The 14,451-nt window shown below is 61.5% G+C and carries 12 protein-coding genes and 1 pseudogene; 5 read left to right on the top strand and 8 right to left on the bottom strand.

Annotated features, from left to right (window positions below; translation table 11 throughout):
- The first annotated feature begins 57 nt into the window (after positions 1 to 57).
- Both AB4061_RS19880 and AB4061_RS19875 read left to right on the top strand, forming a co-directional pair.
- On the top strand, positions 58 to 1,020 hold the full coding sequence (locus AB4061_RS19880) for a quinone oxidoreductase family protein (protein ID WP_441636766.1): 963 nt from the start codon (positions 58 to 60) through the stop codon (positions 1,018 to 1,020).
- A 450-nt stretch (positions 1,021 to 1,470) separates the two neighbouring features.
- Positions 1,471 to 2,109, top strand: coding sequence for a hypothetical protein (locus tag AB4061_RS19875; RefSeq protein WP_441636764.1), 639 nt, complete (start codon positions 1,471 to 1,473; stop codon positions 2,107 to 2,109).
- Positions 2,110 to 2,304: 195 nt separating this feature from the next.
- Here the strand turns inward: AB4061_RS19875 and AB4061_RS19870 are convergent, their stop codons facing one another.
- Entirely contained in the window at positions 2,305 to 2,595 is a 291-nt protein-coding gene (locus tag AB4061_RS19870; RefSeq protein ID WP_441636763.1) for a hypothetical protein, read from the bottom strand.
- 266 nt (positions 2,596 to 2,861) lie between these two features.
- On the opposite strand from AB4061_RS19870, the gene AB4061_RS19865 reads away from it, so the two are divergent.
- Positions 2,862 to 3,557, top strand: a complete 696-nt coding sequence (locus AB4061_RS19865) for a TetR/AcrR family transcriptional regulator (RefSeq protein ID WP_441636761.1) — start codon at positions 2,862 to 2,864, stop codon at positions 3,555 to 3,557.
- Here AB4061_RS19865 and AB4061_RS19860 read toward each other — a convergent pair.
- From AB4061_RS19860 to AB4061_RS19835, 6 genes and pseudogenes are all read right to left on the bottom strand, one after another.
- A pseudogene (locus AB4061_RS19860) lies at positions 3,536 to 3,757 on the bottom strand (acyloxyacyl hydrolase); the annotation flags it as partial. The gene AB4061_RS19865 and the pseudogene AB4061_RS19860 sit on opposite strands and share 22 nt — an antisense overlap.
- Before the next feature lie 102 nt (positions 3,758 to 3,859).
- Entirely contained in the window at positions 3,860 to 4,654 is a 795-nt protein-coding gene (locus AB4061_RS19855; protein WP_441636759.1) for an FCD domain-containing protein, read from the bottom strand.
- Positions 4,655 to 4,824: 170 nt separating this feature from the next.
- Complete coding sequence (locus AB4061_RS19850) at positions 4,825 to 5,388, bottom strand: acyloxyacyl hydrolase (protein ID WP_441636757.1); 564 nt, start codon at positions 5,386 to 5,388, stop codon at positions 4,825 to 4,827.
- Between the two features lie 554 nt (positions 5,389 to 5,942).
- On the bottom strand, positions 5,943 to 6,620 hold the full coding sequence (locus AB4061_RS19845) for an isochorismatase family protein (RefSeq protein WP_441636755.1): 678 nt from the start codon (positions 6,618 to 6,620) through the stop codon (positions 5,943 to 5,945).
- Positions 6,621 to 6,699: 79 nt separating this feature from the next.
- Positions 6,700 to 7,566, bottom strand: a complete 867-nt coding sequence (locus AB4061_RS19840) for a pirin family protein (protein ID WP_441636753.1) — start codon at positions 7,564 to 7,566, stop codon at positions 6,700 to 6,702.
- Positions 7,567 to 7,733: 167 nt separating this feature from the next.
- Positions 7,734 to 8,684 (bottom strand): VOC family protein, encoded by a 951-nt coding sequence (locus tag AB4061_RS19835; RefSeq protein WP_441636751.1) that lies wholly within the window; start codon positions 8,682 to 8,684, stop codon positions 7,734 to 7,736.
- A 485-nt stretch (positions 8,685 to 9,169) separates the two neighbouring features.
- Here AB4061_RS19835 and AB4061_RS19830 point away from each other — a divergent pair, with 485 nt between their 5' ends.
- Both AB4061_RS19830 and AB4061_RS19825 read left to right on the top strand, forming a co-directional pair.
- Entirely contained in the window at positions 9,170 to 10,096 is a 927-nt protein-coding gene (locus AB4061_RS19830) for a LysR family transcriptional regulator (protein ID WP_441636749.1), read from the top strand.
- Positions 10,097 to 10,309: 213 nt separating this feature from the next.
- The gene (locus AB4061_RS19825) at positions 10,310 to 11,701 is read left to right on the top strand and encodes an alginate export family protein (protein WP_441636747.1); all 1,392 of its coding nucleotides are present in this window, start codon (positions 10,310 to 10,312) and stop codon (positions 11,699 to 11,701) included.
- A gap of 67 nt (positions 11,702 to 11,768) precedes the next feature.
- Here the strand turns inward: AB4061_RS19825 and aceE are convergent, their stop codons facing one another.
- Positions 11,769 to 14,450 (bottom strand): pyruvate dehydrogenase (acetyl-transferring), homodimeric type, encoded by a 2,682-nt coding sequence (gene aceE, locus AB4061_RS19820; RefSeq protein ID WP_441636745.1) that lies wholly within the window; start codon positions 14,448 to 14,450, stop codon positions 11,769 to 11,771.
- Position 14,451: the final 1 nt, after the last annotated feature.

Here is a 14,451-nt window from a genome sequence, read left to right as displayed (position 1 = left end):
AACGATCCCCCGGCTGCGCCCACACCGTATCCATTCCGCATCGAAGGAGTTTCCGTCATGGCAAAAATGAGAGTCTGGTGCTTCGAGCGGTACGGTCCACCCGCCGCGCTGCAGCTGCAGGAACGCGACATTCCTACGCCGAAAAGAGGCGAGGTTCTCGTCAAGATCGTGGCGACGGCTATCAATCCCAGCGATGTCAAGAATGTCGCCGGCCATTTCAAATCCACCACCCCGCGCGTTCCAGGCAGGGATTTTGCCGGTTTCATTGTTGACGGCGAAGGTCGCGAAGGCGAGCTAGTCTGGGGAAGCGGCCCGGGCTTCGGCGTGACGCGTGATGGCGTGCATGCCGAGTACATCGTCATGCCGTCGACCTGGGTCAGCACAAAACCCAATGGCATGGCAATGGAGGCTGCTGCTACCATTGGTGTACCTTACCTTGCCGCCTGGTCCGGGCTGGTGACTGCCGCGCAGATCCAGGCCGGCGAGACCGTGCTAGTAACAGGAGTGTCTGGCGCGGTCGGGCGCGCAGCCACCCAGATCGCCCACTGGCGCAAGGCGCGTGTCATTGGCGCAGCCACGTCGCTGGCAAATCCGTCAGGTGCCGATGCGATGATCGACACGACGGAGCGGGACCTCGCCAGGGAGGCCATCGCGCTGACAGATGGAAAAGGTGTGGACGTTGCGCTCGATGTTGTTGGCGGGCCATTGTTTGAGCAATGCATCAGCGCCTTGCGTCAAGGTGGGCGTCAGATCGCCATCGCGAGCAATCCGCAGGTCGTGAGCTTTAATTTGGTCGACTTCTACCATGGGCTTAAGCACTTGATCGGAGTCGACACGATGCAGCTTTCCGGCCCCGACGTCGTCGCGATGTTGAATCAGATGCGCGCCGGCTTCGATGAAGGATTTCTCTCGCCACCTGAGGTCCAGACCTGGAGCTTTGAAGCCGCCCCGCAAGCCTATGAGGCGGTCATCACAAAAGGGGGAAGCCCCAGAAAGCACGTTCTGGTGTTGCCCACGTAAGCGGTCGCATGTCACTGCGGCTGCCGTCCTTTACAGGCATGGCTACTCTCGGAGCCAGCCTCCGGAACTGGAGCCAAACTGGATGCATGCGAGGCGTTGCGTGGGCTCACGTGCCTATCGAACAGAGCCGGCACACCTCACTATGCCGATTGCGGCTACACTGGACCGGTCATCGGCAGGTGTACCGCCAGATTGGAGCACGCTGCCAGTTCCACGGCTATCCATATGAAATTGGTTCATGACCAAGGACTACGCGGGAGGATCGTCCATGTACCGGGATGGCTGACTCGCCGGCGCAGTCCGCGCTGGCGATCACTTGCGGCCGCCTGGCTCGCCGCAAGTGGCCTGCTAGGGACCGCATCTCACCGCGCGCACGCCGGACAGATATGCGACGCGCCCTATATTCATGACGGAGGGCGGATTCGCTTCGAGGCGGACGGATTGACCCCGATGACCACGCTTGCGTTCTTCCGGAACGTGAACGACCTCGAGCGCGACATTTGTTCGTTCGATTTGGATATCTACTCCAAGTCCGCCCTCCGGCGCTTGATGGGGCCGCCCGTCGAGACAGTGCAGCGTCACCGGCTCGTGATTGACGAGCGCTCAGGACAACCGGTCGTGCGTAGTCTTAATGCGCGCGTTCAGGCCCACGGGCAGTACACTGAGCTGGTCGGGGAAATGAGTACCAACTCGAACGGACTGCTGCTGTACCCGCCGACGCTGATCGAGGGCCAGGTACTCCCCGCGGAAACGTTTATGTCCCGCTACGACTTTCGTATCGTGGACCGCCGCACCGGCACCAAGGTCTCCGATTTCGCTGGTTCAAATGTCCGCCTGACCTTGTCCGAGCGGACAGTGGGGCCGCTGCAGCGTTTGAAACTTGCCACCGGCACACTCCTCTGCTGGCCCATCCGATATACCAAGTTCGTTGATCCCGGCAGCTTTCGGCTGGTCGATACGGATATCGAACTGGAACCGACCGTGCTCAACATGACCGACTGGTATTGCCCAGCGCGGCGATTCGTCATGCGTCAGGAAGTCCGCTACAAGAATCAGCAGCAAGTGGTCGATGTGGTGGAAATTGAATAGGACGGCCGCCGGAGAATTCCCGCATTGGCACGCCCGCATCGCATCGGGCCTGCGCCTCAGCGGCCAAGTCGGGATGGCCGGCGACAGGCTTTTTCCTCCGGGGGCTTGCCGCCGGCAGGTGCGGCTTGCGGTGCGCTTTGGAGAGCTTTGGATTCCGCCGAATGCCGGTACCTTGACCATTCCAACATGTCTTTTCTAGGACCGCCGGTCATCCATGACGACCTGGCGCACCGCGCCATCGGTGAAAGGGTCGACCGGTCGGGCAGCACCATCCAGGTACGGGTCTGCCTTGCGCACGGCGATCTTGCGGAACTGCTCGTCCGCCAGCCGGCCGGCCTGCGAGCGCTGCAGCGCCTCGGCCACGGGCAGCGAGGCATGTGCCGCACGCGCGCCATCCGTGTAGACATCCGGCGACCGCACTGTTGCTGCCTGGGCCGCGGAAGCCATCACCAGCATCGCCACTGCACTAATCATTGCCGTTTTCATCACTTGCTCCTTTGAAAGCTGAAGGGAAAAGCATCCGCCGTATCGAGCCCTTACACCGGCGGCGACGAAGCGCTGCTCACGGAATCAACTATATATCAGACCGTACCGTATGGTACTATTTTGTTTGGAAGATAGCCTTCGGATTTTTTGAAGTCACCACCGCGCGCTGCGGGTCCCGTCGACCGGCCTTTTGGTAGACTGCGCGGGAGCCGACGCCACTGAGCATGGCGCCGGCGACCAACCTTTTTTCAACTCCTGGCAACTGAATGGAATCACCACCGAGCGCCTCCGCCAACCTTCCTCATCGCCCGCCCTTGCGCATGACGCGCCGGGGTGAAGAGAAACGCGCACTTATTCTGAGCATCGCCGCAGACATGTTCCTCGAACACGGCTACGACGGCGTCAGCCTCGACGAGATCGTCAAGGCGTGCGGTGGCTCGAAGACCAATGTTTACAGCTATTTTGGGGGCAAGGATGGGCTCTTCGTGGCCGTGGTGGAAAGGCTCTGTGACTGCTTCCTCGAGAAGACCGAGACGAGTCTAGACCTGTCGCGCTGTACCGCCGCGCAGGGCCTGCAGAAGATCGCGCACAGCTTCCTGCAGTCCTTACTCGAGGAACGCCATCTGGCATTCCTGCGGCTCATCTTCGCTGAGTCGCGGCGCTTTCCGGCCCTCGGCAGCGCGTGGTACACACGCGGCCCCGCGGCAACCTGCGCCTATGTCGCCGGCTTTCTCTCCACGTCACAAGCGGCCGGCGCACGGCTGTCAGCCAGCCCGGAAGTCAGTGCCCGGCTCTTCCACGGCATGGTGCTGGCCAGCGTGCTGCACCGGACCCTGGCTACCGGCGTGCGTCCGGACGACAGCGAAACGGATGCACTGGTCAACGACGCCATCGCTCTGATCGTGGCAGATCACGCGCCCGCGGAAGTACTCCCCGCGGGTCAGAACCGACAGCGCGCGTAGCCCAGACTAAAGTTCGTCCTCAAGTTGGGCTGCTTGATGCCTGCGTTGGGTAGGTGCTGGAAGCGATAGCTCATGGAATAGCGCCGGCGCTTGCCGAACGCCACGCCCACACCAATCATGTCCGAGAGTTGGAACGCCGAGCCCATGAAGCGGCCATCAGCGATCTCCGTGTGGCTCAGCACGTGAAAGCCCACTAGCGCTTCGAAGCAGGGCGCTGCTCAAGATTACTGGCATTTGCATTCATGGGACAGCGCCATCCGCTCCAGAACAATGCCCGCACGCAGAGCGCCTCAGGTGATCACTCAGGCGGCCAGTTCGGTGGCCACGGCCGGCTTGCGTGCGGGCGCGGCCTTCGCTTTTTGCTGTTGCATGTACTTCAGCACAAGTTCCGTGGTCGCCTGGAAATGATCGGCGAGAAGCCGGCACGCGACCCGCGCGTTGCGCGCGACGACGGCGTTGACAATGGCCTCGTGCTCCGCCGCCACGTCGCGCGTGCGTGCCGCCTTGGGCACGGCGAGCGAGAGGAAGCGATAGCGGGCGGTCTGGTCCCGCAGCGTGATCGAAAAACGCCGCAGCCACGCCGAGCGGCAGCCGGACACCAGCACCTCGTGAAACCCGGCGTGCGCCTCTTCCCACTCGGGATTTAGGGCGCCGTCCTTGCCGGGCAGCACCATCGGAATACGGGTCAGCCGGTGATGGGCGGCGACGACTTCCGCTTCCCAGGCAATATCGCCGGCCTCAATCGCATCGTGCAGCGCACTGGCGTCAATTTGCTGCCGCACGCGCGTGAGGTCCAGGAGTTCTTCCACGGACAGCGGCGCTACGCGGAAACCCTTCTGGTCGATGGCCAGCACGAAACCCGTCGCGCACAGCCGCGATAGGGCCTCACGCAGCGGAATCACGCCCGCCTGATAACGCTCGGCAAGCTCCTTCAGACGCAGCTTGCTGCCCGCCGGCAGCTTGCCGTTGATGATGTCCTCCCGCACCGACTGCTCGAGGAGGGAAGCCCACGTGCGGCCGCCCAGTTCCGGCGGTTCCGGCGAAGCAGTGGCGACTTCGCCAGCTACGGTCTTTGCCGACTTGGCTCTCGGCCCCATATGGCCTCGCAGAATGATAGATAGTGGCCACTATTATATATATTTCGAGGCGAATGGAGGAGACTGGCGCCTGCAGCGCCTTGTGCTACGCGGCCCGAATTGGTAGCGCCCTGGCACTTGTCGCGATCACGGATGCGGTGAGCCAGCCGCATTCGAACGCGACAGTAATTTTAGAAACGTACCGAGTACTGGAGCATGTAAAAGTTGATACCAGGGTTGGGCTCCTTGATGCCGGCGTTGGAGTAGTGCTGGAAACGCACCGCCAGTTCCGAGTCGAGCACATCGCCAAACCGATAGCCCGCGGCAATGCGATCGCCAAACTGAAACGCCGTCGAGAAGACCTTGGAGTCCGAGATGCGCGCCCGCGACAGCAGGTGCATGCCTGCCCCAATCTCCGCGAAAGCACCCGAGCGCCCCGAGCCCTGGATCCGGAAGATGGGCGTAAAGCCGATATCGCCCATCACGCTGCTGTTGCTGCCATGTGGATTCCAGCCACCCACGGAAGCCTCGAGACCCAGGCGAACCCGGATCGACTGCGAGCTTGTCGCCCAAAGGTCGTTCTTCAAGTTCCATCGCGCCTCGAGGCGCGCAATCGAAGCCGCATCTCCCGCACCCAATGCGACCCCGAGACGAATCGGATCGAACCACGAGGCGTCCTCGCTGGTGGGCGCGGCACCCGCGGCGCCGCTGGCAAACGCACTGGAAAGCAGGATGATGATGACGGATCGAAGCATGACGAAAGCCTTATGAAAAGTAATTCTTGCTTTTGGTAACACGTTGCGCGGCGCTGAAAGTGAACACGAACCATGAGGATTTCATCGCCGTGCCGAACACTCCCCAGGTTCGCGCACCTCCAGGGCGGGCTCCGCGCGAAAATCCGGAAGTATGTTCAGCGCAAGCGGTCGAATAGATGCCGCCAGCGCATATCTGAGTTCCACATTTGGAACGACGTGATCGCATGGAATACTGTCCGTGGAAGAAGGAGCGTCGTTCGTCGCGTGGAAGGTGGCTTCACGATGCTTCCCGATGTGTGGCCAACGAGGGAGCGAACATGGCGCGAGTCGACGGGTCGTCGTCGGCGTGGCGCCTGCAATCAAGCTGGGCACCGGCACGCTAGAAAGGTGCTTTTGGGGTTGACTGCGGAGGACTCGTTCGTAAAGCGAGTGAATTGTTGAAGGCCGGCGCGGGTAATGGGCCAACTATCCGGTGCCGGCCTGGTGCTTGAGCTAATTGGCGACCAACTGTGTAAAAGACATAACGATCTCTCACACAGCGGTTGCACGGGCGATCAGCGAGCGGAGTCCAGCACCTCGCTGTCCTTCACGACGTTCTGGGCCTTGGTATAGCTCTCGATCAGCAATTGGTACGCCGGGAAGATCTTGGTGTAGATCTCGGCCCACTGCATGGCATCGTCCCGGTGCCAGGTTTTCTGCAGTTCCGAAGCAACCGCGGCGGTATCCATGGGAACCACCCCGGCTTGTACAACCCGGGCAAGCGTGATCTCCTGGGCCATCTTCGAGTACGTGCCAGACGCATCGACTACCGCGAAAACTCTGAAACCATCCGCGACCGCGCTAATCGAGGGGAAGGCCATGCACACGCTCGTAATGGTGCCCGCGATAATCAGCGTCTTGCGGCCGGTCGCCTTCACCGCAGCCACGAAATCCGGATTGTCCCAAGCATTGATCTCGCCTTTGCGGGCGACATACTGGGCATGCGGCGCGTTTTCATGGATTTCAGGGATTAGCGGACCATTGGGACCTTGCGGCACGGAAGCCGTCGTGATGACCGGCAGCTTGGAAAGCGTGGCCATCTTCGCCAATGCGGCGGCACGGGCCCGCAGTTCAGGCATGGGCATATCGCCTACAGTCTGGAACAAGCCGCTCTGATGGTCGATCAGCAGCATGGCCGCATCGCTGGGATCGATAACCGGGCGCTGCCCATTGAAATTCGCAGGTGTGCTCATCGTGCTTCTCCTTGAGGGGTGAACGGTGCATCGGCACCAACTTTAGAATGCTCTGCCGCAACGAGGCGGCAGAACAGGACTATCCTTGCATCTGACCAAAGCGACCACTGTTGAAGTCGGCGTAGGCCTGGATAATTTCTTCCTCGCTGTTCATTACGAAGGGACCGTAACCCACGATTGGTTCATCAATTGGCTCGCCGCTCAAGAGAAGTGCGACGGTGTCGCTAGTGGCCTCGATCGACATGTCCTGCCCTGCTCGGTCCAGTACGACCATTTGCGCATCGCGGGCCACCGTATCGGCATTCACGAGCACCGAACCTCGCAGGATAACGAGCGCCGTGCTCCAACCGTCTGGAAGCGAAATTTCGTTGCTGCTGCCCTGCGTCAACCGCAGGTCCCAGACATGCATCGGCGAGAAGGTTTGCGCAGGGCCTGTGTGACCGGCGTACTCGCCCGCAATCACTCGAACCGTCCCGGCTCCATTCGGGAGCGTTACGGCCGGAATGTCCCGGTCGAGGATAGCCTGGTAGCCGGGCTCGGTCATCTTGTCCCTGGCCGGCAGATTCACCCAGAGCTGCACCATCTCCAGCGCGCCACCGGATTGGGTGAAATCCGGGGAATGGAATTCCTCATGCAGAATGCCTGCGCCCGCCGTCATCCATTGCACATCGCCGGGACCAATGACGCCGCCCCGCCCTGTCGAATCACGGTGTGCCACCTCACCCTTGTAGACGATCGTAACCGTCTCGAAGCCGCGATGGGGATGCTGGCCGACCCCGCGCGGCCTATCGGCAGGGGTGAAATCGGCCGGCCCTGCGTAGTCGAACAACAGGAACGGACTGAGGTGTCTTCCAAGGGTCTGGTAAGAAAACATCGACCGCACCGGGAAGCCATCTCCCACCCAGTGGCGCTGGGGTGCGCTGTACACGCCAAGGACTCGTTTCATGTGAATCTCCAAAGGCGATTGGATTCAATCGCATCATTTGCGGAAAGCATAGGTGCGATGCCACTCCCCCGGTAGTCTGCTAAATCGGGCTACAGAGTCCCAATTCGTGAACGATGGGCCGACTCTTCCCGTGCAAGACTCGCGACCCGCTCCCACAGCAGCCACTGTCAGGCTTCGGAATTGACCGTAAAGTCCGAAGGCGAGTCAGGTCCCCAGATGTACAAGATCTCGTCTCGCGCATGGGTTCGCTCCTTCCAATCGGCACCGGCCGGAATATAGTCAATGTGAGCGGCGTACTCGCAGAAGGAACCCCACGGATCTCTCGCATAGTAGAAGTAGTTGGAGCCAAGGATGTGTCTACCAACTCCCCAGCCATCGCAGAACCCCGCCGCCCTCATCTGCATCGCGCCACTTCCCACGTCGTCCATATCTGGAACCTCCCAGGAACTGTGATGCCATCCTGTCGCCGAGGACGCCGCAAAGGCAACTATGTGATGGTCGCTGCCATGCCTTGCATGCATATACCCGACCAACCCGTCCGCGCTGTCGGTGATTCGCATGCCGAGGGCCTGAACATAGAACGCCATAACCGCCTCCATCCGGGGCACAAAGAGCATCACATGAGACAAACGCAAAGGCTGAACCTCTCTGATTTCGCTACGGTTCAGCACATTCCTCGCAACGGCATCGCGCTGCAGTGCTGTCGAGATGACACCTCGGTCGAGTTTCACCGGTGCATCGATGGGTCCCTGACGTAGCTGGACAAGATTTCCAGCTATGTCACGAAACCAATAGCCGCCGGGTGGCGCCTCGGGGAACGGCGTCCCTGGAGTACCGCCAGCACGAACAACCTGCGCACAAATTCTCTCGAAGTCTTCTGGAAAACAGCGGAACGCGATATACCCCAAGGTTCTCGACCACCCAGGGAAAATGCGTGCCCAACAGCGTTGTGCACCGCCAGCGCGCAACTCCAGATTGCTGCCGGGAATCTCGACTACATCGAGGCCGAACGCCCAGAAGAACTCTGTTGCAACGCGAAGGTCCGGTACAACAAGGCCAAAATGGTCAATCGAATGTATGCCAGCCAACTCATCCATGTTTGACGTCTCTTCGTGCATCTTCCTGCTCCCCTGCTCTGCGTCAGCCGAGAGCAGACGGCACATCGATTGTCCGAACGCTGTGCCGCAAGCGCACGACTCAGCTCTCCGCGCAGTGGCAACGCCGTGCACATTGCATAGCCCCGCCACCTGGCTTGCGAGGGCAATCATTCGGATGCACCCCGCCGCCGGACCGATGATGTGGATTGCCGGAGCGATGCGGATTGGCCAGCAGGCTGACCAGTTGTGCATTTGAAGTCAGGTCCCGGCACATCACTGTCCACGCTAGTCCGACTGATTGTCTTTCAGCGAGTGCGTGCCGGGACGCGAAGAGTAGCATCGGAACGCCGCCTTTACGTACGCCTCATTGCCGAAAACGGCGTTCTTCACAGCCGAACAATACCCCTCCGGGGACTGGGATTCGAGCAATCATCAGGGCGATTGCTGAACGCAATCGACCTTCGGTATCCTATGGACCCAACGCATCCCTCTCTCTATACATTCGCATGCAGCTAAGAACGGACGAACTTGAAGCTTTCCTGTTGGTTGTTGAGCAAGGCAGCGTCAGCGGGGCCGCCCGTCACCTCAATTTATCGAAATCCGTTATCAGCAAGCGTTTAAGTGATCTGGAGCGTACGCTCGGCGTATTGCTCCTTCAGCGCTCGACGCGACGCGTTCAGCCCACGGAGAATGGGGCAAGATTCTATGAAGAGACGCGCTCAGCATTGGCGCAACTCACGCGCGCTGCCGAGACCATTTCCCAGAACTCACAAGAGTTGTGCGGCGAAATGCGAATTCTTGCTCCCATGAGCTTTGGCACGCTCTGGCTCTCTCCACTCCTGTCCCGGTTCGCAGCCGCGAATCCAAAGCTCAATCTGATCGTCGAACTCGACGACCGGCTCGTCGATACCGAACATGCGCGGTTTGATGTGGCAATCCGGGTGACGCGCCTGGGCGACACTGCGATGATCGCAAGGAAGCTTGCGGCTAGTCGCAGGATCGTTTGCTGCAGCCCAGCATACGCGCAACTAGCAGGGCTTCCCAAGACGCTGGACGACATCACACGCCATGCCTGCCTGACCTATAGCAACGCGCCGCCCGGCCAGATCTGGGCGTTCCAGGGTCCGACACCTCGGTCCGCCCCGAGAGTGGTCACGCCGCGGGGTCAGTTCACCGCGAATAATGGCGAGGTGCTGAGGGATGCAGCGACAGCTGGACACGGGCTGGCCGTGCTGCCGCTCTTCATCGTGGCCGACGACATTCGGGCAGGCCGTCTTATCAATGCGCTACCCAACGAGACGCCGCTGGACGACGGCATCTTTGCCGTCTATCAACGCACCCCGTTTGTCTCGCATAAGCTAAAGGCACTTATCCTGTTCCTGCAACAATCACTGTCGCCGCCTCCCTGGGAGGATCCGGGGCATCAGGAATAGCCGACGGCATCATTGCCTTGCGGCTGTACGAAGGCCAGCCTAACCTTGTGCTCATAAGTGAAATCCTGCCGTGACGGCAGGCTTCCAACTGACGAATGGAATTCGAACCACGGGTCGGTAGTCAGGAATGACATGAGTACGGGAGCGCTCCTCAAACGAAGTCGCCGGCTACGTCCGGCCCCCCGTTCCGGCTTCGGTAGGGTGGCGGGCGTGATGCTTGTCGCCCTGGCCACCGCTCTTGAGATGACCTGCGCCGCCGCCCAGCAGTCTTCTCCGGCGGCTGCCACTGCGCCCGCCTACAAGCTGATGCGCTACGACGAGGACTACAGCTACCTGCAAGACCCCGCCAGACGGAGCGACTTCTGGGATCCCGTCAAGTACATGCCGATCAGCGCGTCTGGCTGGTTCATCAGTTTCGGCGGCGAAGTGCGGGAACGCTTCGAAGATTACACAGCCGCGAATTTTGGCGTGCCAGGCAAACAGAGCGACAGTTACCTGCTGCATCGCGCCCTGCTCCATGCCGATCTGCATGCAGGTGAATTCGTTCGCGGCTTCGTGCAGCTTGGCAATCAGCTGGCGCCCGGCAAGGATAGCGCGGCCCCGTCCTATAGTGACCGGCTCGACGTGCAACAGGCCTTCGTTGACGTGCGGTTTCCGTTGAAGGAACGTCTGGCCGATGACCCGTTCCTGCGGATTGGACGCCAGGAAATGGCATTTGGTGCACAGCGACTGATCTCGATCCGGGACGCGCCGAATGTACGGCGCGCTTTCGATGGCGCCCGCCTGGGCGCAACGGTCGACCAGGTTCGCGTCGACGCCTTCGCCACGCGCCCGGTACTGTTGCGGGACGGCGTTTTCGATGATCAACCCAACCATGCGCAGGGCTTCTGGGGCGCCTACGCGACGGTGGCGGACAGCGTCATGCCCCACTCCGGTTTCGATCTCTACTATCTTGGTTTCGAGAACGACCACGCGCTGTTTAGCACCGGTACGGGCGTGGAGCGAAGGCACTCGGTCGGCGCACGCGTCTTTGGCCACCACGGACGCTGGGACTGGGATTGGGAAACGCTCGGCCAGTTCGGATCCTTCTCCCAGCGGCAGATCCGGGCATGGGGATTTTCAACCGATACCGGCTACACGCTGGTGGCTTACGACTGGAAGCCCAGGGGCGGAGTCAAGGCGACCATGGGCAGTGGCGACCGGAACCCCCACGACGGAACGCTTGGCACATACGACGGACTCTTTCCAAAACTCGCGTATTTCAATCAGGCCGGGCTGATCGGGGCCTCCAACGTGATCGATATACAGCCATCGCTGACCCTGCACCCGGTCCCTGCCCTGAAGCTCACGCTGGCCTGCGATTTCATCTGGCGAGCGACAACCCACGATGCCGTCTACACCTCCGTGGGCATACCGATCGCGGGTACTGCAGGACACCCAGGCCAGTACAGCAGCAGCCAGTTTTCAGTCGATGCGGCCTGGCAGGCAAATCGCCATATTCTCCTCAATGCCGGCCTTGTCTATGTGGATGTTTCCAAGGCCTTGGGCACAGTGGGCGGCCACAACACAACGTTCACCTATATCGCGGCCAGCTACACGTTCTGACCGTGTCGGGCGTTGCACAAATGCATGGCGCTAGGCAGCGCCAGGCGACATACACCCGCCGGCCCGATCAGGCGCGCAGCGGATACGCCTTGCCAGGGTCGATCTCATACTTTTCGATGGCACGCTGCACCATAGCCTTGTCCAAGGTACCCTCATCCGCCAGAGCCTTCAAAGCGGCCAGGACAATCCAGTGGCGGTCGACTTCGAAGAAGTGGCGCAATTGCTCACGCGTGTCCGATCTGCCGTAGCCGTCGGTACCGAGCACAGTGTACCGCCGCGGCACAAACGGGCGGATCTGCTCCGCCAGCGCGCGCACGTAGTCCGTGGCAGCAATCACGGGGCCTTGCACCTGCCCAAGGCACTGCTCGACATGGGACTGCCGTGGCGGCGCTTCCGGGTGCAGGAGATTCCATCGCGTTGCCTCGTTGCCCTCGCGTGCCAGTTCGATAAAGCTGGGGCAACCCCAGAGGTCAGCCTGCACGCCCCAGTCTCGCCGCAGCAGATCCGCCGCCGCGATGACCTCGCGGAAGATGGTGCCGGCGCCGAGGAGCTGAACCCGGGGCGACGCGCCGTTGCCGTCCTCGCCGCGCCGGAACAGGTACATGCCCTTCAGGATATCGGCCTCGGCGCCTGAAGGCATCGCCGGATGCTCGTAGTTCTCGTTCATCACGGTGATGTAGTAATACACATCCTCCTGGTCCTGGATCATCCGGCGCAGGCCGTCCTGGATGATCACAGCCAGCTCGTAGGCGAACGTCGGGTCGTAGCTGATGCAGTTGGGGATGGTTCCGCCCCAGACCAGGCTATGGCCATCCTCGTGCTGCAGGCCCTCCCCGTTCAGCGTCGTGCGGCCTGCGGTTCCCCCCAGCAGGAAGCCGCGCGCGCGCTGGTCGCCTGCGGCCCAGGCCAGATCGCCGAAGCGCTGGAAGCCGAAGATCGAGTAGAAGATAAAGAACGGGATCATCGGCTCGCCGTGCGTCGAGTACGCTGTGGCCGCGGCAATCCAGTCCGCCATCGCCCCCGCTTCGTTGATGCCCTCCTGCAGAATCTGCCCGTCCTTCGATTCCTTGTAGAACATCAGCTGCGTGGCGTCCTGCGGCGTGTAGGTCTGCCCCTGCTGCGACCAGATGCCGATCTGCCGGAACAACCCTTCCATGCCGAAGGTACGCGATTCGTCCGAGACGATCGGCACGATGCGCCGGCCCAGTACCTTGTCGCGCAGCAGCGTGTTCAGGATGCGGACGTAGCTCATCGCGGTCGAGAACTCGCGCCCCTCGCCACCGGCCTTGAGTTGGGCGTCGAAGGCCGACAACGGCGGCACCGGCAGCGACGGGCCGCGCCTGCGCCGGGACGGAAGATAGCCGCCCAGCGCGCTGCGGCGCGCATGCAGGTATGAGTGCTCGCGGGAGCCTTCCTCGAACTTCAGGTAGGGCAGGGCCTCGAGCTGCTGGTCCGATAGCGGCAACTTGAACCGGTCACGGAAATGCATGAGCGCTTCCACGCGCATGCTCTTTTGCTGATGCGTGATGTTCTGGGCTTCTCCCGCCTCGCCCATGCCATAGCCCTTGATGGTCTTCGCCAGGATGACGGTGGGCTGGCCCTGGTGATTCGCTGCGGCCTGGTAGGCGGCGTAGACCTTGTGCGGGTCATGACCGCCGCGGTTCAACGCCCAGATATCGTCGTCCGACCAGTCGGCGACCATGGCCTTGAGCGCCGGTGTGTTGAAGAAGTGCTCGCGCACGTAGGCGCCATCCTTGGCCTTGAAGGTCTGGTAGTCGCCATCCACGCATTCCATCATCCGCCTGGCAAGGATGCCGGCCTTGTCCCGCGCCAGCAGCGCATCCCACTTGCTGCCCCAGACAACCTTGATGACGTTCCAGCCGGCGCCACGGAATTCCGCCTCCAGTTCCTGGATGATCTTGCCGTTGCCGCGGACCGGGCCATCGAGCCGTTGCAGGTTGCAGTTGATGACAAACACCAGGTTGTCCAGGTGCTCCCGGCCCGCCATGCCAAGCGCACCACGGGATTCGGGCTCGTCCATCTCGCCGTCGCCACTGAAGACCCAGACCTTGCGGCCGGCGTGTTGCCCGAATCCGCGGTCTTGCAGGTACTTCATGAAACGGGCCTGGTAGATTCCCATGATGGGACCCAGCCCCATCGATACCGTTGGGAACTGCCAGAAGTCTGGCATCAGCCAGGGGTGCGGATAGGAAGAGATGCCCTTGCCGTCCACTTCCTGACGGAAATTATCCATCTGTTCTTCCGTCAGCCGTCCTTCGAGGAAGGCCCGCGCATAGAAGCCCGGCGACGAGTGTCCCTGGAAGAAGACCAGGTCGCCGCCATGCTCGCCGGACGGCGCATGCCAGAAGTGGTTGAAGCCAACCTCATACAGCGTCGCGGCCGACGCGAAGCTGGCGATATGGCCGCCGACATTGGAATCGCGCGCTGCTCGCAGGACAAGCGCGACCGCGTTCCATCGGATATACGACCGGATTCGGTGCTCGAGGTCCTGGTCGCCGGTACTCCTGGCCTGCGCATCAACTGGAATCGTATTGACGTAGCCCGTGTTCGCGCTGAACGGCAGGTAGATGCCGGCGCCATGCGCGCGCTCGATCAGTTTCTCGATCAGGAAGTGCGCGCGTTCCGTCCCTTCGTACGCAATGACGGAATCGAGCGCGTCGAGCCATTCCGCAGTCTCCTGCGTGTCGATGTCGTCGTTCGGGGAAGTGGGCGGCGTAACTTGCGCCATG

This window comes from Cupriavidus sp. YAF13, assembly GCF_052113425.1.
Classification (GTDB): domain Bacteria; phylum Pseudomonadota; class Gammaproteobacteria; order Burkholderiales; family Burkholderiaceae; genus Cupriavidus.
This window is presented reverse-complemented; position numbering and strand designations above follow the sequence as displayed.

Bases quoted from the DNA above. Each gene is read 5' to 3' on its own strand.
- AB4061_RS19845 (WP_441636755.1), bottom strand. From the start codon at position 6,620: ATGAGCACACCTGCGAATTTCAATGGGCAGCGCCCGGTTATCGATCCC.
- AB4061_RS19880 (WP_441636766.1), top strand. From the start codon at position 58: ATGGCAAAAATGAGAGTCTGGTGCTTCGAGCGGTACGGTCCACCCGCC.
- AB4061_RS19865 (WP_441636761.1), top strand. From the start codon at position 2,862: ATGGAATCACCACCGAGCGCCTCCGCCAACCTTCCTCATCGCCCGCCC.
- aceE (WP_441636745.1), bottom strand. From the start codon at position 14,450: ATGGCGCAAGTTACGCCGCCCACTTCCCCGAACGACGACATCGACACG.
- AB4061_RS19830 (WP_441636749.1), top strand. From the start codon at position 9,170: ATGCAGCTAAGAACGGACGAACTTGAAGCTTTCCTGTTGGTTGTTGAG.
- AB4061_RS19835 (WP_441636751.1), bottom strand. From the start codon at position 8,684: ATGCACGAAGAGACGTCAAACATGGATGAGTTGGCTGGCATACATTCG.
- AB4061_RS19825 (WP_441636747.1), top strand. From the start codon at position 10,310: ATGCTTGTCGCCCTGGCCACCGCTCTTGAGATGACCTGCGCCGCCGCC.
- AB4061_RS19850 (WP_441636757.1), bottom strand. From the start codon at position 5,388: ATGCTTCGATCCGTCATCATCATCCTGCTTTCCAGTGCGTTTGCCAGC.
- AB4061_RS19875 (WP_441636764.1), top strand. From the start codon at position 1,471: ATGACCACGCTTGCGTTCTTCCGGAACGTGAACGACCTCGAGCGCGAC.
- AB4061_RS19870 (WP_441636763.1), bottom strand. From the start codon at position 2,595: ATGAAAACGGCAATGATTAGTGCAGTGGCGATGCTGGTGATGGCTTCC.
- AB4061_RS19840 (WP_441636753.1), bottom strand. From the start codon at position 7,566: ATGAAACGAGTCCTTGGCGTGTACAGCGCACCCCAGCGCCACTGGGTG.
- AB4061_RS19855 (WP_441636759.1), bottom strand. From the start codon at position 4,654: ATGGGGCCGAGAGCCAAGTCGGCAAAGACCGTAGCTGGCGAAGTCGCC.